The following is an 18123-nucleotide window of genomic DNA, read 5'->3' on the forward strand; positions in this document are numbered from 1 at the left end:
CTTTACTCAAGCAAGATCTCTAATGTCAAGTTTCCTTTACATGTCGCGACAAGAGTCGGTTCAGGCTTCAAGCCGTTCATGAAAGGATAATGATCGTAGGCACTCTTGAGGTTGTCCTGCACGCCCCGAAAAGACAGATGGCTACCCGAAGGGTTTGCAGGACTGTAGAAATCAGTCCTGAAGCTCGGACTGAATCTTCTTGATTTCGGCTTTCAGGGCGTGGATGCGTTCCGGGTCTGATTTCTCAGCGCGGGCGAGGTCGCGTTCGACTTCCTTCAGGCGATGTTCGAGTTTCTGCTGCGAAGGAAGTTCGTGGGAATGGCCGGTCATGGTCTTACTTTCTGGTCAGGATCTGGGTGGCGAGGGCGCTGATGTCGGAGCTTTCGACGCCTTCGGGATTGTGCAGGGCGCGTTTGGCGATTTCTTTCTGTGCCTCGGTCGCGCCTTCGGCACCCTTGAGGACGAAATGGGCCAGTTCCTCGACTTCGCTTTTCGTCAGCAGCTTGGGCTGGCGATGCGCTTTCTCGGCGAGGTGGTGCAGGCTGAAAGATTCATGAGGGGCATGGTCACTGGACATTGGAAAACTTTCTGCTGTTTTGTGCGCTGCTGGAGAACGCTGTCAGTCCATTAAACATGGTTTGACACATATGGTTTTCAAGTGAATTCGGGAAAATTGAGATCTTCTGTTCCCTGAGGGGCAGAAGACCTTCCGTATTCTTATGAAGCGGGACTGGTCGGCCGTTTTACGAGGTGCGGCGAAGTCTTTTGCGCTGACTGGATTTCGCAATGCCAAGACCTTCGCGATATTTGGCGATGGTGCGGCGCTGGATGGAAAAGCCTTCCTTTTGCAGGAGGGCTGTCAGGGCATCGTCGGAGAGAACGTTGTCACCTTCGGCGGCCACCAGCGCTTGGAGACGGTGCTGGATGGCATGGGCGCTCTGGCTGGTGCCACCTTCGGATGTGAGCGCTGTCGAAAAGAACAGTTTGAGCGGGACAGTGCCCTGCGGGGTGTCGATATATTTGCTGTTAACGATGCGGTTGACGGTGCTTTCATGCAGTTCTGTGCGTTCGGCGATTTCGCGCATGGTCAGAGGGCGCAGAGCGGTCGGGCCGTCGCGCAGGAAAGCGGCCTGATGCTGGACGATAGTGCGGCCGACAGTCAGGAGGGAGTGTTTGCGGCTGTCTAGCGCACGGATCAGGGCCGTGGCTTCGGTAGCGTAAGCAAGGAGGGCTTTTCCGGCCTCCGTGTGGTTGTCGAGATGCGCACGCATCGTGTCGTCAAGGCGGAGTTTCGGCAGCAAACGCGTGTTGAGGGTCAGCCGGAAGCCGGTGCCGTTGGGCCGGACGATCAGGTCGGGTTCAATAGGCGGTGCGGGTGAGGACAGGCTGAGACCAGGGCGTGGATCGAGGGCCTGGATTTCGGCGAGCATATCCAGCAGGTCATCCTGCTCAAGGGCACATTTCTGGCGGAGTCTGCGCCAGTCCCGCCGGGCGAGCAGATCCAGATTATCGAGCAGGGTCTGCATCGCAGGATCGAGGCGGTTGCGAACCCGAAGCTGGGCAGCCAGACACTCTTCAAATGAGCGCGCGAAAAGACCCACGGGTTCAAGATGCATGAGGGTCTGGCGGATCTCCTCGAGGTGAGATGCGTCCACGTCAAGTTCGGCGGCGAGGTCCGTGACGGAGACGGGCAAACGGCCGCTTTCGTCGAGACTGTCCAGAAGATGAAAAGCCGCGTTCTGGTCGGCTGGCAGGATGGAGAGGCGGATCTGGAGGATCAGTTCGTCACGGTCTGACAGAGGCGGGGTAGCGGCTTCTGGGCGGGCAGGGGCTGTAGTGAAGCGGTCCGGATCGTCGTCGTGAAAATCTTCCGACGCGGGTGTGGCCTCAGGGACTGTGTCGCCGGGCTCCAGAATAAGGAGTGGGTTGGTTTCACAGATCTGGCGGAGATGCTGAGCGAGATCGGTCTGCGTATATTGCAGCAACGCAATCGCCTGACGCAGCTGGGGCGTCATGACGAGAGACTGCGACTGACGCTGGATCAGGCCTGGGACAAGCATCCCCGCATGTTACAGCGAGAAATTCTCTCCGAGATAGACCCGGCGAACGTCTTCGTTCGCAACGATGGCTTCGGGAGTGCCTTCCATCAGCACCTGACCGCCATGCATGATATAGGCGCGGTCGATGACTTCAAGCGTTTCGCGGACGTTATGATCCGTAATCAGCACGCCGATGCCACGATCTTTCAGATGCGAGACGAGATCACGGATTTCCCCGACAGCAATTGGGTCAATGCCAGCGAGAGGTTCGTCGAGCAGGATGTAGTTCGGCTGGCTGGCGAGAGCGCGGGCGATCTCCAGACGGCGACGCTCACCACCGGACAACGCAAGCGAGGGCGAGCGGCGCAGATGGGTGATGCCGAACTCGGCCAGCAGGCCGTTGAGCATCAGGTCGCGCTTTTCCGGATCGGGCTCGACGACTTCGAGGGCTGCCATGATGTTCTGCTCGACGTTCAGCCCGCGGAAAATACTGGCTTCCTGCGGCAGATAGCCGACGCCGAGCCGGGCGCGGCGATACATCGGAAGCTGGGTGATGTCGGCGCCGTCCAGCGTGATGGTGCCGGTGTCAGGCTGCACGAGGCCCACGATCATGTAGAAGCTGGTCGTCTTGCCCGCACCATTCGGACCGAGAAGGCCGACGGCTTCGCCGCGCTGGACCTGAAGCGAGACATTTTTGACGACCGCGCGCTTCTTATAGGTCTTGCCGATGCCACTTGCGACCAGACCGGTCGATGGGGGCGGAGGGGGAGTATAGCTGTCTGTCACTTGGGTGCCTGGCTGCTGTTGGCCTCGTTCGGCACGACGAGCCCCTGGATGGGGGATTCCGTGCCCGGCAGCATGGTTGCGATGCCGGTCTTCATGTTCACGATGGCCTGCGAACCGTTATTCTGGTTCTGGCCCTGCGTGACATGCACATGTCCGATCAGGCGGGCGATCTGCGTATCGAAAACATAGACGCCACGATCGCCAGTGCCGGTCTGGGTCTGGGTGCGCAGGACGACATGGCCCCAGCCATAAGCACGGTCGAGCTTTGACGAGCCGCCGCCCAGCGGATTGTCTCCACCGCCTGCGGGTGTGGTTTGGGATGCGGCTTGCGGCGTGCCAGGTGCCGGGGCGTCGTTGGGTTTGCTGAAGGAAACCAGCACGTCCGCCTTGACCTGCTTGCCGTCATTAGTGGTGACGGTAGCGTCGCCACGGCCAACCGACATGCGCGTCTTGGAGTGATATTCCATCACATCGCGCGCGGTCAGGACGTCCTGCGGGGTCGTCAGCTTCAGATGCTTGCCGGTCATGACCATGACGGCCTGATCCATATCGTACAGGGCATGATCGCCCCAGCCCTGATCGGTCTGGTTATAGATATGGACGTTGCCACGCGCCTCGATCCGGTACAGCTCAAGAGATCCGCCCATCGGATCGCCGCTGTTGTTGCCCTTGGCGTCAGCTGGCTGTGGGGGAGGCGCGGGCTGTCCCGGTGCAGGAGCTTTCTTGCGCAGATAGCCGATCAGCGTGTCCGCATCGACCGTTACATCGCCGCGCACGGCGCGGGCACCACCCGTAAGCGTGACGGTCTGGGCGTTGCGGTCGTAGATCTCTTCTTTTTTCCAGAAGAGCTGGACGGCTTCGCCGTGGGACATGTCCAGTCCGTCCGCATGCGCCGGGGCGGGGGGGAGAGCGAGTGGCAGGGCGATGAGGAGGGGGAGGAGGGCTGCGGGGCGGGGCGTCATTTTTCGGTCTTCAGTCCTTGCAGGTGCAGGCGGGCCGCCGCACTCGGAGGGCCGTTGTCATCGTTGCGGACCGTCAGGCCCGGTCCCGTAAACTGCATGATACCTGCATGCTGGTCCAGAAAATAGCCTTGGGCGTCCTGCCGGCCGAAAGGGCCTTCCGCATGGACCCAGTCGCGCGAGGCGATGACGTCGGCCTTGAGGTCCATGTCGGCGGAGGGGCCGTTCATGAGGAGGCCGTCATCGCGGTAGAGCACGACGTTGTCGTCGAGGGTCAGGGTCTGTTCGTGCTGCATGTAGACGCCGCGGTCGGACCTGATATGCGCCCAGGAATTGCCGGAGAGCTGGATGTCGGCCACGGGATCGACGAGGTCCACGCGGTCGGGGCCCTGCTGGTGCGTGGTGCGGGCGGTGATCATGTAGAGATGGTCATGGGCGTCCAGACCGCGATAGGTGGCCTGTTCCATGTTGCCGCTTTCCACGCGCAGGCGGGCCATTTCTTTCAGGGCGGCACGGTTCTGGTTCATGAGATGGGAAATCTCGGGCCAGGCGGCGATGGAGCTGAGGAGGACGAGGGCCAGACCCGGCAGCGCCCATTTGGCGAAACCCAGCAGGGAGCGGCGGCGGGCGAGCTGTTCGGCGTCGGGGGCCTGACGGATGCGCTGGAAGGCCGCGCGGCGCAGGCTGTCCAGCCGGGCGAGGCTTTCGGTGCGGTTGGGATCGAAATCCTCGCGCCGGACGCGCTGGTCACCGTTATCGGGTGTGCTCATGACAGACCGCTTCGCAGGAGGTCATGAACGTGGACGATTCCCATGGGGCGACGGGCCTCGTCCACGATGAAGAGGCTCGTGATGGGGCGCTCGCGCTGGTTCATGAGTTCCAGCACGTCCTGCGCCAGCGTCTGTGGGGTCGCGGTGACGGGGGCGGGGTTCATGACGTCCTCCGCTCTGGTCGTATCGAGGTCACCGGCCATGGCACGGCGCAGGTCGGCGTCCGTGATGAGGCCCTGAAGTACACCTTTGTCATCAATGACACCCATGCACCCGAATGACTTGTGTGTCATCTCGAGAATGACGGAGCGCAGCGGGAGGCTGCCCTGTCCGAGAGGCAGGGCCCTGCCGGTATGCATGAGATCGCTGATGGGACGCAGGCGCGCACCGAGCAGTCCGCCGGGGTGGAAGGCGCCGAAATCGCGGGCGGTGAAGCCGCGTTTTTCCAGCAGGGCGATGGCGAGCGCATCACCGAGCGCAAGCTGCAGCAGGGTGCTGGTCGTGGGTGCCAGGCCCATCGGACAGGCCTCGGTGCTGGTGGGGAGCACAAGAGGGATCTGTGCGGCGCGGGCCAGTGCGGAGGTGGCGACCGAGGTGATGGCGATCACGCAGTGTTTCTGGCGGGTGGCATAGGTCAGGACGGCTGCAAGTTCGGTCGTCTCGCCGGAATTGGAGAAGGCGAGGATGACGTCGCCCGGTGCGATCATGCCGAGATCGCCATGGGCGGCCTCGGCGGGATGCAGGAACAGCGAGGGCGTGCCGGTCGAGGCGAGGGTGGCCTGGATCTTGCGGGCGATATGGCCGGATTTGCCGATTCCGGTGACGACCAGACGGCTGCGGCTGCCGGCAATGCGGTTCACGGCCTGAACGAAGGCCTCGCCGAGTGGGCCGGAGAAAGCCTGTTCGAGGGCCTGGAGGCCCTCTCGCTCAATGGCGAGGGTGTGGATAGCCGAGTCGAGGGGGGCGCGTGCGGAAGAGGGCGACGGGCGGTGCATGAAATGTCAGCCGGGCCGGAAATTACGCGCGGTGCGAGAAAATATCGGGCTCGTCATAGCCCAGAAGGTCAAGCTTGCAGCGGGCCGGAAGGAAATCGTAGCAGGCCTGTGCGAGGTCACGGCGGTTTTCACGGATCAGCATGGCTTCGAGCTTATCCCACAGGGCATGCAGATGCAGCACGTCCGAGGCGGCATAACGGAGCTGTTCCGGGGTGAGGGTCGGCGCGCCCCAGTCCGAACTCTGCTGGTGCTTGGAGATTTCGACGCCGAGAAGGTCGCGGCACAGATAGGCCAGGCCATGACGGTCGGTGAAGGTGTAGACCAGCCGGGCGGCGATCTTGGTGCAGATGACCGACGGGATTGTGATGTTGAAGGCGTTCTGCAGGACTGCGACGTCAAAGCGTGCGAAATGCATCAGCTTGGTGACGGAATCGTCTGTCAGGAGGGCCTTGAGATTCGGGCAGTCATAGCCGCGGCCGCCCATGGAGACCGGTTTGATCTGAACGAGATGGGCTTCGCCATCGCCGGCTGAGAGCTGGACGAGGCAGAGGCGGTCACGATGGGGATTGAGACCCATGGTCTCGGTATCAATGGCAACAAGGGGGCCGAGATCGAAATCGTCTGGCAGATCGCCGTCATAAAGATGGATGGCGTTCTGCTGGCTCATTTTATTGTCACCAAGTTTTTTTGATCACCAGAAGATCGAGGCGCTATGTCGCCTGATCGTCTGTGGTGCCCAGAAGAAGACTCGAACTTCCACGTCCTTTCGGACACAGGTACCTGAAACCTGCGCGTCTACCAATTCCGCCATCTGGGCTCAGAAAGCACCGGGTTTTTTCAGTTTCCTGAGGCATCCCGGCTCGGTGAAGAGGCGTTTACCCCTGCACGTATGGGGCGTCAACAGCCAAACTGAAAGAAAAGCAAAAATGCGTACGAATTTTTCTGTGGACGGGACCGGTGGCGGCACGGGCAATGGAGGCGGAACGGGCAGTGGTCCGCGCTCTGTCGGGCGGACAGTGGCCGTTCTGGGCGGGGGAGGCTTTGTCGGCCGCGAACTGGTCGGGCGTCTGGTGGCGTCGGGGCATGTGGTGCGCGTCGGGAGCCGGAATCCCGACAGCGATCAGGCGCTGGCCCGGTTTCCGGGTGACGGGCGCGTGGAATTCCTCAAGGCGTCAGTGAATGATGCGGAATCGCTGGAGCGGCTTTTCAACGGGGCGGATGCGGGGATCAATCTCGTCTCGATCATGTCTCCGGACGTGAAGGCGATGCATCGGGTCAATGTGGAAGGGGCGCGGCTGGCGGCACTGGTGGCCCGGCAGGAGGGTGTGGAGCAGTATATGCACATGTCCGCCATCGGGGCGTCCTTGCAGTCACCGGGGAATTACGGGCGGAGCAAGGGGCTGGCGGAGCAGGCGGTGCGGGCGGTGTTTCCCGAAGCGTCTCTGTTGCGGCCTTCGGTGATTTTCGGGCCGGAGGACAGTTTCTTCAATATGTTCGCGCTGATGGCGAAGCTCTCGCCGGTCTTGCCGGTCTTTGCGCCGAACACGCATTTCCAGCCGGTTTATGTGGGGGATGTGGCGAAAGCCGCGATTGCGCTGGTCGAGCCGGGGCATGAAGGCATGACGGTCGAGGCTGGCGGGCCGGATGTGCCGACCATGAAGGAGCTGATGGAGTTCGTGCTGGAGGCGTCCGGGCGTCATCGGCTGCTGGTGCCGGTGCCGGATTGTGTGGCGCGGATGGAGGCGGAAATCCTTGAGCCGCTGCCGGGGCATCTGCTGACGCGCGATCAGGTGGTGATGATGGGGCTGGATAATGTGGTGCAGCCGGGGCCGGACAATCTCCAGTCACTCGGGATTACGCCAACCGCAATGCGCAGTGTGGTGCCGGATTATCTGAAGGGCAGCGTTTGTGAGAGCTGGCGGCGGTTCCGGAAGTGATTGGTCCGGTTCGGTCCCAAAAAACTCTGTAAAAAATGACCCATGCAGCGGAAACATGCGTCATTTCTCATGAAAGGTCAGTGTTACTGACTGTTATTGGATAAAGTGACGGAATAGCTGCATTCGGACAGGTCTGATGTGCGTCCGGGATTTGTGGTCGGGCGGGCATGTTTTGCAGGAGACACGACGCATGGCCGAACGCATGTTGCAGTTCGTCACCCACCCCCAGGTGCTTCCCGAGAAGCGCGATGCGGCTGAACGCCGTCAGGATTTCGGGGAGATTTACCGTGGGTTCGCGCGCAGCCGTGCGGAAGAGCAGGCGTCGCGTTGCTCGCAGTGCGGGATTCCGTTCTGCTCCGTACATTGTCCGCTGGGGAACAACATCCCCGACTGGCTGAAGCTGACGGCTGAGGACCGGCTGGAGGAAGCGTATGAGATGTCGTCCGCGACGAATACGTTTCCGGAGATCTGCGGGCGGATCTGTCCGCAGGACCGGCTGTGCGAAGGCAACTGCGTTATCAACAAGGGCTTTGAGAGCGTCACGATCGGTGCTGTCGAGCGGTTCATTACCGAAAATGCGTTCGAGCAGGGCTGGGTGAAACCGGCACTTCCGGATCGTGATCTGGGGCGGAGTGTCGGGATCGTGGGGTCCGGGCCGGCGGGTCTGGCCTGTGCGGAGCGGCTGCGGGCTCAGGGCTATGAGGTTCATGTCTATGAGCGTCAGGACCGTGTGGGCGGGCTGCTGACTTACGGCATTCCGAGCTTCAAGCTGGAAAAGCATGTGGTGGCGCGCCGTCATGCGCTGTTGGAAGAGCAGGGGATCGTGTTCCATCTCTCCACGCCAGTTGGTTCGGGCGAGGGCGAGACGGCGCTTGAGGATCTGCGGGCGCGGCATGATGCGGTGTTCCTCGCGACGGGTGTGTATCGCTCGCGCGATGTGAAGGTGCCGGGGGCCGGGCTTGAAGGTGTTGTCGATGCGATCGACTTCCTGACGGCGTCGAACCGTCGGGGCTATGACGAAGATCCGGGCGAGGATGCAGCGCTTCATGCGAAGGGGCGTCGGGTTGTGGTCATTGGCGGTGGTGACACGGCCATGGACTGCGTGCGCACGTCGATCCGTCAGGGTGCCGAGCGTGTGACCTGCGTTTACCGTCGTGACCGGGCGAACATGCCGGGGTCGCGGCAGGAAGTTTACAATGCCGAGGAAGAAGGCGCGCATTTCGAATGGCTGGGCTCGCCGGAGGCATTTCTGGGCGATGGCAGCGTGTCGGGTGTGCGGGTGCTGAAAATGCGGCTGGGGGCTCCGGATGCGTCGGGGCGCCGGTCCATTGAAGGCACGGGACAGCATGACGTGATCGAGGGCGATCTGGTCATCAAGGCTCTGGGGTTCGATCCTGAAGATCTGCCGGGGCAGTTCAATGCGCCTGAACTGGCCGTGACGCGCTGGGGCACGCTGACGGTACCGCCGGGGGGCTTTGCGACGAGCCTGCCGGGTGTGTTTGCCGGCGGCGATATCGTGCGCGGGGCGAGCCTGGTTGTCTGGGCGATCAAGGATGGCCGGGATGCGGCCGATGCGATCCATCATCATCTGACTGAAACAATGACCGGTGCTCTGGAGGCCGCGGAATGACACAGAATAACGATTTCATCCGCGAGTATGCCGGGAACGTCGAGCGTCTGAAGGGGCTGTATGACCCGTCGCAGGAACGCGATTCCTGTGGTGTGGGTCTGGTTGCCTCGCTGGATGGCAAGCCGTCGCGCAGTGTGGTTCAGGCGGGTATCGAGGCGCTGGGCAATATCTGGCATCGCGGTGCGGTCGATGCGGATGGCAAGACCGGTGATGGTGCGGGCATTCATGTGGAAATCCCGCAGGATTTCTTTGCCGAGGCGATCCATAACGGTTCCAGCGACGATACGATTGACGGGCGCATTGCGGTGGGCATGGTGTTCCTGCCCAAGACCGATCTGGGATCGCAGGAGCGCGGCCGTCAGATCATCGAGACGGAAATCCTGAACTTCGGGTACGGGATCTATGGCTGGCGTCAGGTGCCGATCGATACGGCGTGTATTGGCGAGAAGGCCAACCAGACGCGGCCGGAGATCGAGCAGATCATGATCCGCAACCGGCTTGGCCGGTCCGAGGACGAGTTCGAGCGCGACCTGTATGTTCTGCGCCGGCGGATTGAGAAGCAGGCGACGGCGCAGCAGGTTGATCTGTATGTGTGTTCGATGTCCTGCCGTTCGGTGATCTACAAGGGCATGTTCCTTGCCGAGAACCTGACGGACTTCTATCCGGATCTGCTGGATGAGCGGTTTGTGTCGCGGTTTGCGATCTACCATCAGCGGTATTCGACCAATACGTTCCCGACCTGGAAGCTGGCCCAGCCTTTCCGCAAGGTGGCGCATAACGGCGAAATCAACACGATTTCGGGCAATACGAACTGGATGCGCTCGCATGAGACGCGGCTCGCGCATCCGGAGTTGGATCCGTACATGGCGGATCTTAAGCCTGTGGTGCAGGCGGCGGGGTCGGATACGGCGGCGCTGGATAATGTGTTCGAGCTGCTGACGTTTGCCGGGCGTGATGCGCCGATGGCGAAGACGATGCTGGTGCCGGCGTCTGGTGGTGCGAACTCGGCAATGTCGGATGCGGCGCGGGCGTTGTTCCGGTACTGCAATGCGGTGATCGAGCCCTGGGATGGTCCGGCGGCGCTGTGTGCGACGGATGGGCGCTGGGTTGTGGCCGGGCTGGACCGTGCGGGTCTGCGTCCGCTGCGGTATAGCATCACGCAGGATGGTCTGCTTATTGTGGGCTCCGAGACCGGGATGGTACGGGTGCCGGATGCGCGGGTCAAAAGCCGCGGGCGGCTTGGGCCGGGGCAGACGCTGGCGCTGGATCTGAAGGAAGGGCGGCTTTACCAGTCCGAGGAGCTTCTGGAGATGCTGGCGTCACGTCAGGATTTCCGGGGCTGGGTGAAGCGGATCCGCGATATCGAGCCGATTGTGCGGGATGTGGTCGAGCCGGAGGCGCTCGATCCGGATCTGCTGCGGCGGCATCAGGTGGCGGTCAGTCTGACGCATGAAGAGCTGGAGACCATTCTGCACCCGATGGTGGAGAATGCGGCTGAAGCTCTGGGCTCAATGGGCGATGATACGCCGCTTCAGGTTCTGTCGACGATCTATCGCGGGCTGGCGCATTATTTCCGTCAGGGGTTCAGTCAGGTTACGAACCCGCCGATCGATTCCCTGCGTGAAACGCGGGTGATGAGCCTGGTCACGCGGCTGGGCAATCTGGGGAATATTCTCGATCAGGCGCCGGAACAGTGTGACCTGTTGCAGCTGCCGAGCCCGGTGCTCACGATTGGTGAGTTCGACGAGCTGCTGAAGGTCTGTGGCGAGAATGCAGGTGTGATCGACTGCACCTTCCCGGCCGAAGAGGGTGAGGAAGGTCTGCGGGCGGCGATTGCGTCCATCCGGGCTCAGGCGGAGGATCATGTCCGTGGCGGATGCACGCATCTGTTCCTGACGGACGACAATACGGATGCGACGCGGGTTGCGATTCCGATGATCCTTGCCACGGCGGCCGTGCATATCCATCTGGTGCGCAATTCGCTGCGGACGTTTACGTCGCTGAACGTGCGGACGTCGGGTGCGATTGATGTTCATGCGATTGCAGTCACGATTGGTGTGGGTGCGACGACGGTAAATCCGGCGCTGGCGCAGTATTGCGTGGCGGACCGGCTGCGGCGCGGGCTGTTTGGCAAGATGTCGCTGCGTGAGGCGATGGAGCGGTATCGCAAGGCCGTGGACAAGGGGCTGCTCAAGATCATGTCCAAGTCGGGCATTTCGATCATTTCGGCCTATCGTGGTGGGTATAATTTCGAGGCGATCGGGCTGTCCCGTGCGCTTGTGGCGGAGTTCTTCCCGGGCATGCCATCACGGATTTCGGGGATTGGTCTGCCGGGGATTGCGCGCAACATTCTTGGCGCACATGCGGCGGCGTGGGACCGGAAGGTCGAGGCGCTGCCTGTCGGCGGGCGTTACAAGCTTCGCCGTCAGGGTGAGACGCATGCGTTCTCCGGGCAGCTTGTGCATATGCTCCAGAGTGCGGTGACGGCGAACAGCTTTACGCTGTACCGGCGTTATGCGGATGCGGTGCGTCAGATGCCGCCGGTGGCGCTGCGTGATCTGCTGGATTTCAAGCCGCTTCATGCGCCGGTTCCGGTGGATGAAGTAGAGAGCATCACGCAGATTCGCCGTCGTCTGGTGGCGCCGGGGATTTCGCTTGGCGCTTTGAGCCCCGAGGCGCATGAGACGCTGGCGATTGCCATGAACCGGATCGGCGCGAAGTCCGATTCCGGTGAGGGCGGCGAGGATGCCGAGCGGTCCAAGCCGCGTCCGAACGGGGATAATGCGTCTTCGGCGATCAAGCAGGTGGCGTCCGGGCGTTTCGGCGTGACCGCGCAGTATCTGAATGACTGCCGCGAGATCGAGATCAAGATGGCGCAGGGTGCGAAGCCTGGTGAGGGCGGGCAGCTTCCGGGCTTCAAGGTGACGGAGCTGATCGGGCGTCTGCGTCATGCGACGCCGGGGGTGACGCTGATTTCGCCGCCGCCCCATCATGATATCTATTCGATCGAGGATCTGGCGCAGCTCATTTATGATCTCAAGCAGATCAATCCGACGGCGACCGTGACGGTCAAGCTGGTGGCGCGGACGGGCATCGGCACGATTGCGGCTGGTGTGGCGAAGGCCAAGGCGGATGCGATCCTGATTTCCGGTCATTCGGGCGGGACGGGTGCGAGCCCGCAGTCTTCGATCCATTATGCGGGTCTGCCTTGGGAGATGGGGCTGTCGGAAGCGCATCAGGTGCTGATGCTGAACCGGCTGCGTCATCGTCTGGTGCTGCGCACCGATGGTGGCATCAAGACGGGTCGTGATGTTGTCATGGCGGCGATGCTTGGCGCGGAAGAATTCGGTATTGGTACGGCCGCACTCGTGGCGATGGGCTGCATCATGGTGCGTCAGTGCCACTCCAACACCTGTCCGGTGGGTGTGTGTGTGCAGGATGAGAAGCTGCGGGAGAAGTTCGGGGGATCGCCTGAGAAGGTTATCAACCTGTTCACGCTGATTGCGGAAGACATCCGGCATATTCTGGCGGATCTGGGTGTCCGGTCGCTCGAAGAGGTGATCGGGCGGACGGATATGCTGCGTCAGGTGTCGCGTGGTGCGGATTATCTGGATGATCTGGATCTGAACTCGCTGCTGGTTCAGGCTGATCCGGGTGGTCATGCGCGGTTCTGCACCCGTGAGGGGCGCAACGAGGTTCCCGAGACGCTGGACGGGCAGATCATCCCCGATGCGACGGCGCTGTTCGAGCGCCGGGAGAAGCTGCATCTGCATTACACGGTGCAGAACACGCATCGTGCGATCGGTACGCGGGTTTCGGGGCTGATTACGCGCAAGTTCGGCATGAAGGAGCTTCCGGAAGGACAGCTTACGCTGTCGCTGCGGGGGTCTGCCGGGCAGTCGCTGGGTGCGTTTGGTGTGCAGGGGCTCAAGATCGAGGTCGAGGGCGACGCCAACGACTATGTCGGCAAGGGGCTTTCGGGAGCGACGATTGTTGTCCGCAAGTCCCCGGCGGCGCAGTGGGCGTCCGAGCAGAGTGCGATCATTGGCAATACGGTCCTGTACGGGGCAACGGCGGGAACGCTGTTTGCGGCCGGGCAGGCGGGTGAGCGCTTTGCGGTGCGTAACTCCGGTGCGACGGCTGTGGTCGAGGGCTGTGGCTCGAATGGCTGCGAATACATGACCGGCGGGACGGTCGTGATCCTTGGGGAAACGGGCGACAATTTCGGCGCCGGTTTCACGGGGGGCATGGCCTATGTGCTGGACGTGAAGGGGCGGTTTGAGGCGCAGATCAACCCCGATACGGTGATCTGGAACCGTGTGCAGGCCGGCAGCCGCTGGGATCAGGAGCTTCGGGCGCTTGTGGAGCGGCATGTGGCGGAGACGGGCAGCACCTATGCCGCGGATCTGCTGCATTGCTGGGAGCGGACGCTGGAAGGCTTCTGGCATATTGTTCCGCGCGATTATGCGCGGATCATCGGCTACGTGCAGGAAGACCTGTCGCAGCTTTCGGCCTGAGGCGCGTTACCCCTGTCTGGGACGGAGTTTCAGGCAGGGGCGTTCCACCAGGCGCCATGACAGGATCGCACCGCCGATCGTGGTCAGGATTGTGAAGATCACGGCGTGTCTGCGACCGAGGCCGTAGCGGACCTGAAGGTCGCCGGCCATCATCACCAGTGGGAAATGGCACAGATAGACCGCATAGCTGTGTGTGCTGATGCTGCGGATTGCCGGGCCGATCAGGGGCGGGAGGGTCCGTACCTGCATCATAGCGGGCATGCAGAGCGCATAGCCCAGTCCCACAATGTCGAATGAAGCCATGGCCCCGAAGCGGGACGACCATGGCGTGGGACCTCCCGTGCTGGTCCACCAGACTGTCAGGATGATTGCGGTGCCGAGGGCGGCGAGGATCGTGCTGTAGCGGGTCAGTGCGGGCCGGTACCGGTACAGCCAGGCTGCGGCGATGCCCCAGGCAATGGAGTCGAAGCGGCAGGGGACGATCTTGCTGGTGACCTCGTTCCAGTTGACGTCCGCAGGCAGGGACAGGCGCCAGCAGAGCGGGCCGATGAAGAAGGCTGCGAGGGTGGCTCCCAGCGCTGACGCGGGTTTCAGGCGGCAGGCGAGGAGTGTGAGCAGCAGGGTGGGGAAGGCGATGTAGAACCATTCCTCCACGCAGAGCGACCATGTGACGCCGTACCAGCCCGAGACCATGGGCCAGCCGAGATTCTGCGTCAGGGTCAGGAACCAGGGCAGGGCGTGCCGGGCTTCGTCCCACGGCACGCCATAGGGGCCGAAGTAGGCGAGCGGGATCAGCAGCGCGAACAGCCAGAAATAATAGGCGGGAAGGGTCCGCAGCCAGCGGCGGAGCAGGAAGATGCCCCAACCTCTGAGGGATGTTCCGCGCTCCAGCAGGTCCAGTATGATCGTGCCGATCAGAAAGCCGCTGAGGACGAAGAACAGCATCACGCCGTGGAAGCCGAGGACTGCCAGATGCGCGGGCAGGGTGCGGTGCCACCATGAGCAGAACAGGCTTCCTTCATGATAGATCAGGACATCGAGCAGGGCGACGGTGCGGACCAGATCGGGGCCTGCGATCCGCTTTCGCAGGTTTTCAAAGGATGTCAGGTGCGCTGATGCCTGGGAGGGGTATGGGTGCATGAAGCGGGGGCAGATCCGGGTTGGGGCTTTGTCGTGGTTTTACACTACGGATTTGTCATCAACATCCCGTTTGACGGGGGGGATTGTGGGTTTAAGGTCAGGATATGACCATGCTCTTTTCTGCCGCTGACGGCACCCCGCATTCGTCCTCGCATTCATCCTCCGGGGAGCAGACGCCTCCACGCTGGGATCTTTCCGATCTTTATGCGTCGCCGGAAGATCCGGTTCTGGCGTCGGATTTTGATCGCTGGGCCGGGGCGGCGCGCAGTTTCTGCGAAACGTATAAGGGGCGTCTTGAGACGCTGAGCGGCGCGGAGCTTGCGGAGGCGTTCGCGGAGTATGAGGCGATCGAGGAGGGCCTGGGGAAGATCGGGTCTTTCTCCAGTCTTGGCTTTGCGGCGCATACGACTGATCCGGTCTGGGGGCGGTTTGCGCAGGGTGTGCAGGAGCGGATGACGGAGGTGGCCTCCGATCTGATGTTCTTCACGCTGGAGCTGAACCGGATTCCGGATGAGGTGCTGGCGCGGATCTGCGAGGCGCAGGAAATGCGCAAATGGGATCCGTATCTGCGGGATCTGCGGATGTACCGGCCGTATCAGCTCTCCGACGAGGTCGAGCAGGTGCTTATGGACAAGTCGGTGACGGGGCGGAATGCCTGGAACCGGCTGTTCGACGAGACGATGGCGACGCTGAGTGTCACGATCGACGGTGAGGAAAAGCCGCTCGGTGATGCGTTCAATCTGCTGACGAACACGGACCGCGCAAAGCGTGAGGCTGCGGCGCAGCAGATCAGCGCGGTTCTGGGTGAGAACTCGCGGCTGCTGACGATGATTACCAACACGCTCGCCAAGGACAAGGCGATCGGGGACAAGCTGCGCGGGTATCCGCGCCCGACGAGTTCGCGCAATCTGGCGAACATGGTTGAGGACGAGGTCGTCGATGCGCTGGTGGGTGCGGTGGACGAGGCTTATCCGCGGCTGGCGCACCGGTATTATGCGCTCAAGGCGAAATGGCTCGGGCTGGAGAAGCTGGAGCACTGGGATCGCAATGCGCCGCTTCCGGGTGTTGAAGCGCGGAAGATCGACTGGGGGCAGGGCAAGGAGATCGTGCGGACCGCCTATGCCGGATTTGATCCGGGTCTGGGCGAGATCGTGAACCGGTTCCTGACGCATCCCTGGATTGATGCGGCTCCGGTGGCGGGCAAGTCTTCGGGGGCGTTTTCGCATTCCTGCGTGCCGTCTGTTCATCCATATATTCTGATGAACTATCGCGGGCAGCCGCGTGACGTGATGACGCTGGCGCATGAGTTGGGGCATGGCGTGCATCAGACGCTGGCGGGGCAGAAGCAGGGGTATCTGAATGCCGATACGCCGCTGACGCTGGCGGAAACGGCGTCGGTGTTTGGCGAGATGCTGACGTTCCAGTCCCTGCTGGATGCGGAGAGCGATCCGAAGCGCCGTCGTCACATGCTGGCGGCGAAAGTCGAGGACATGCTGAATACGGTGGTCCGGCAGATCGCGTTCTACCAGTTTGAAGTGAAGGTCCATGACGAGCGGACGAAGGGTGAGCTTTCGCCGGAGCGTCTGGGGGAAATCTGGCGTGAGGTTCAGGTCCGGAGTCTGGGGCCGGCCTTCCATTTCACACCGGATTATGACCTCTACTGGTCGTATATTCCGCATTTCGTGCATTCGCCGTTCTATGTTTATGCGTATGCTTTCGGGGACTGTCTGGTGAATGCGCTTTATGGTGTTTATCAGGAGAAGCCTGAGGGTTTTGCCGCGAAATACCGCGCCATGCTCGAAGCAGGCGGAACGCTGCGCCACAAGGAACTGCTCGCTCCCTTCGGACTTGATGCGACAGATCCGGGTTTCTGGCGTAAAGGACTGGATGTGATCTCGGGACTGATTGATCAGCTCGAGCAGGAGGACTGAGGAGCATCATGGCGAGGGATCTCGACAACACCGGTCTCATGGGGGAGCTGCGTCGCATGGCGCGGACCTCCGGCGCAGTCGGCGGCATTGCGGCGCGGATGGCGGGCAGTCGTCTGGGCTTCAAGACGGATAAGGGCGTTCATGCAGAGGGCCTGAAATCCGCGTTGGGAAACCTCAAGGGGCCGCTGATGAAGGCGGCCCAGCTTCTCTCGACCATTCCCGGCGCATTGCCCGAAGAATATGCCGACGAACTGGCGCATCTGCAGTCCAACGCGCCGCCGATGGGCTGGAGCTTTGTGCGCCGTCGCATGCAGGCCGAGCTCGGCGCGGGATGGGAAAAGCATTTCCGCTCCTTCAGTCATGAGGCCGTGGCGGCGGCGTCACTCGGGCAGGTGCATCGGGCGCGTCTGGTCGATGGGCGCGAAGTGGCGTGCAAGCTGCAATATCCGGACATGCAGGCGGCCGTGGATTCGGATCTGCGGCAGTTCCGGGCGGCGCTGGGTATTTACCGGCAGTTCGAGACTGCGATCCGTCAGGACGAGGTTTATACCGAGCTTGCGGACCGGCTGCGCGAGGAGCTGGATTACCGGCGTGAGGCAAGCCATCTGCGCCTGTATCGGGACATGCTTGCGGACACGCCGGAAGTGACGGTGCCGGCTCCGGTCGAGGCGCTGTCCACCGGGCGTTTGCTGACCATGGACTGGGTGAGCGGGCGTAGTATGCGGGCCGTTCTGGATGAAAAGATGCCGCAGGAAGATCGCAATGCGATGGCCACGGCGCTGTTCAAGGCCTGGTACACGCCGGTCTATCGCTATGGTGTCATTCACGGTGACCCGCATATGGGCAATTTCACCGTGCGGGATGATTATGGTCTGAACCTGCTGGATTTCGGGGCTGTTCGGGTCTTTTCGCCGCGCTTTGTGGAAGGGGTCATCGACCTGTTCACGGCGCTGCGGGAGAACAACGAGGAACTGGCGTTCCATGCGTACAGCAAATGGGGCTTTCAGGGCATTTCGCGCGAGACGGCGAATATCCTGAATGAATGGGCGCGGTTCTTCTATCGTCCGCTGATGACGGACCGGGTGTGCTCCATGCAGGAGAGCAATGATCCGGCAGAAGCGCGTCAGGTTCTGGAAAAAGTCTATGACGGGCTGAAGCGGACGGGTGGTGTGAAGCTGCCGCGTGAGTTTGTGCTGATGGACCGCTCGGCGATCGGGCTGGGGAGTGCGTTCCTGCGTCTGGAGGCACGGCTGAACTGGCACCGGATGTTCGAGGAGCTGATCGAGGGCTTCGATGTGAACGTTCTGGCGCAACGTCAGAAGGACGCTCTGGCGAAGGCGAAGGTGCCTCCGGCTCTGTCGTCGCTCTGAGGGTTTTCTGGTCATGAAAAAGGGACGCTTCCTTTGCGGGAAGCGCCCC

General features: G+C 62.0%; 14 protein-coding genes and 1 tRNA gene. 5 read left to right on the forward strand and 10 right to left on the reverse strand.

Translation table 11 applies throughout. The features are described from left to right. Nucleotides 1–171: 171 nt before the first annotated feature. The 9 genes from HKD24_RS00810 to HKD24_RS00850 all read right to left on the reverse strand — a co-directional run bounded on the left by HKD24_RS00810 (nucleotide 172) and on the right by HKD24_RS00850 (nucleotide 6366). On the reverse strand, nucleotides 172–330 hold the full coding sequence (locus HKD24_RS00810; RefSeq protein WP_167494560.1) for a hypothetical protein: 159 nt from the start codon (nucleotides 328–330) through the stop codon (nucleotides 172–174). 4 nt (nucleotides 331–334) lie between these two features. Further along, nucleotides 335–577 carry a hypothetical protein gene (locus HKD24_RS00815; protein ID WP_194258580.1) on the reverse strand — a complete coding sequence of 81 codons (243 nt, stop codon included), beginning with the start codon at nucleotides 575–577 and terminating at the stop codon, nucleotides 335–337. Between the two features lie 166 nt (nucleotides 578–743). After that, nucleotides 744–2060, reverse strand: coding sequence for an RNA polymerase factor sigma-54 (rpoN, locus tag HKD24_RS00820; protein WP_194258581.1), 1317 nt, complete (start codon nucleotides 2058–2060; stop codon nucleotides 744–746). 9 nt (nucleotides 2061–2069) lie between these two features. Further along, complete coding sequence (gene lptB, locus HKD24_RS00825; protein WP_062508763.1) at nucleotides 2070–2825, reverse strand: LPS export ABC transporter ATP-binding protein; 756 nt, start codon at nucleotides 2823–2825, stop codon at nucleotides 2070–2072. Continuing rightward, nucleotides 2822–3787 carry an LptA/OstA family protein gene (locus HKD24_RS00830; RefSeq protein ID WP_194258582.1) on the reverse strand — a complete coding sequence of 322 codons (966 nt, stop codon included), beginning with the start codon at nucleotides 3785–3787 and terminating at the stop codon, nucleotides 2822–2824. Before HKD24_RS00830 ends, lptB begins: the two co-directional genes overlap by 4 nt. Continuing rightward, nucleotides 3784–4554: an LPS export ABC transporter periplasmic protein LptC gene (gene lptC / locus HKD24_RS00835; RefSeq protein ID WP_194258583.1), complete on the reverse strand. Its 771-nt coding sequence runs from the start codon at nucleotides 4552–4554 to the stop codon at nucleotides 3784–3786. Before lptC ends, HKD24_RS00830 begins: the two co-directional genes overlap by 4 nt. After that, nucleotides 4551–5549, reverse strand: a complete 999-nt coding sequence (locus tag HKD24_RS00840; protein WP_194258584.1) for a KpsF/GutQ family sugar-phosphate isomerase — start codon at nucleotides 5547–5549, stop codon at nucleotides 4551–4553. Before HKD24_RS00840 ends, lptC begins: the two co-directional genes overlap by 4 nt. A 22-nt stretch (nucleotides 5550–5571) precedes the next feature. After that, entirely contained in the window at nucleotides 5572–6216 is a 645-nt protein-coding gene (locus HKD24_RS00845; protein ID WP_194258585.1) for a ribonuclease D, read from the reverse strand. Nucleotides 6217–6279: 63 nt separating this feature from the next. Continuing rightward, nucleotides 6280–6366 (reverse strand) — tRNA-Leu (locus HKD24_RS00850). A gap of 109 nt (nucleotides 6367–6475) precedes the next feature. On the opposite strand from HKD24_RS00850, the gene HKD24_RS00855 reads away from it, so the two are divergent. From HKD24_RS00855 to gltB, 3 genes are all read left to right on the forward strand, one after another. After that, entirely contained in the window at nucleotides 6476–7486 is a 1011-nt protein-coding gene (locus HKD24_RS00855; protein WP_194258586.1) for a complex I NDUFA9 subunit family protein, read from the forward strand. Between the two features lie 190 nt (nucleotides 7487–7676). Then, nucleotides 7677–9116 (forward strand): NAD(P)-dependent oxidoreductase, encoded by a 1440-nt coding sequence (locus HKD24_RS00860; protein ID WP_194258587.1) that lies wholly within the window; start codon nucleotides 7677–7679, stop codon nucleotides 9114–9116. Continuing rightward, complete coding sequence (gltB, locus tag HKD24_RS00865; RefSeq protein WP_194258588.1) at nucleotides 9113–13633, forward strand: glutamate synthase large subunit; 4521 nt, start codon at nucleotides 9113–9115, stop codon at nucleotides 13631–13633. The genes HKD24_RS00860 and gltB overlap by 4 nt, the downstream gene beginning before the upstream one ends. Nucleotides 13634–13639: 6 nt before the next feature. Here gltB and HKD24_RS00870 read toward each other — a convergent pair whose 3' ends face one another. After that, nucleotides 13640–14773 (reverse strand): acyltransferase family protein, encoded by a 1134-nt coding sequence (locus HKD24_RS00870; RefSeq protein WP_194258589.1) that lies wholly within the window; start codon nucleotides 14771–14773, stop codon nucleotides 13640–13642. A 110-nt stretch (nucleotides 14774–14883) separates the two neighbouring features. On the opposite strand from HKD24_RS00870, the gene HKD24_RS00875 reads away from it, so the two are divergent. Next, on the forward strand, nucleotides 14884–16704 hold the full coding sequence (locus tag HKD24_RS00875; RefSeq protein WP_194258590.1) for a M3 family oligoendopeptidase: 1821 nt from the start codon (nucleotides 14884–14886) through the stop codon (nucleotides 16702–16704). Between the two features lie 8 nt (nucleotides 16705–16712). Continuing rightward, nucleotides 16713–18074, forward strand: coding sequence for an ABC1 kinase family protein (locus tag HKD24_RS00880; RefSeq protein WP_194258591.1), 1362 nt, complete (start codon nucleotides 16713–16715; stop codon nucleotides 18072–18074). Nucleotides 18075–18123: the final 49 nt, after the last annotated feature.

This window comes from Gluconobacter vitians, from assembly GCF_015244565.1.
Classification (GTDB): Bacteria; Pseudomonadota; Alphaproteobacteria; order Acetobacterales; family Acetobacteraceae; genus Gluconobacter; species Gluconobacter vitians.

Bases quoted from the DNA above. Each gene is read 5' to 3' on its own strand.
- HKD24_RS00875 (WP_194258590.1), top strand. From the start codon at position 14,884: ATGCTCTTTTCTGCCGCTGACGGCACCCCGCATTCGTCCTCGCATTCA.
- HKD24_RS00810 (WP_167494560.1), bottom strand. From the start codon at position 330: ATGACCGGCCATTCCCACGAACTTCCTTCGCAGCAGAAACTCGAACAT.
- HKD24_RS00840 (WP_194258584.1), bottom strand. From the start codon at position 5,549: ATGCACCGCCCGTCGCCCTCTTCCGCACGCGCCCCCCTCGACTCGGCT.
- HKD24_RS00860 (WP_194258587.1), top strand. From the start codon at position 7,677: ATGGCCGAACGCATGTTGCAGTTCGTCACCCACCCCCAGGTGCTTCCC.
- gltB (WP_194258588.1), top strand. From the start codon at position 9,113: ATGACACAGAATAACGATTTCATCCGCGAGTATGCCGGGAACGTCGAG.
- HKD24_RS00870 (WP_194258589.1), bottom strand. From the start codon at position 14,773: ATGCACCCATACCCCTCCCAGGCATCAGCGCACCTGACATCCTTTGAA.
- HKD24_RS00830 (WP_194258582.1), bottom strand. From the start codon at position 3,787: ATGACGCCCCGCCCCGCAGCCCTCCTCCCCCTCCTCATCGCCCTGCCA.
- HKD24_RS00815 (WP_194258580.1), bottom strand. From the start codon at position 577: ATGTCCAGTGACCATGCCCCTCATGAATCTTTCAGCCTGCACCACCTC.
- HKD24_RS00845 (WP_194258585.1), bottom strand. From the start codon at position 6,216: ATGAGCCAGCAGAACGCCATCCATCTTTATGACGGCGATCTGCCAGAC.
- lptC (WP_194258583.1), bottom strand. From the start codon at position 4,554: ATGAGCACACCCGATAACGGTGACCAGCGCGTCCGGCGCGAGGATTTC.
- HKD24_RS00855 (WP_194258586.1), top strand. From the start codon at position 6,476: ATGCGTACGAATTTTTCTGTGGACGGGACCGGTGGCGGCACGGGCAAT.
- HKD24_RS00880 (WP_194258591.1), top strand. From the start codon at position 16,713: ATGGCGAGGGATCTCGACAACACCGGTCTCATGGGGGAGCTGCGTCGC.
- rpoN (WP_194258581.1), bottom strand. From the start codon at position 2,060: ATGCTTGTCCCAGGCCTGATCCAGCGTCAGTCGCAGTCTCTCGTCATG.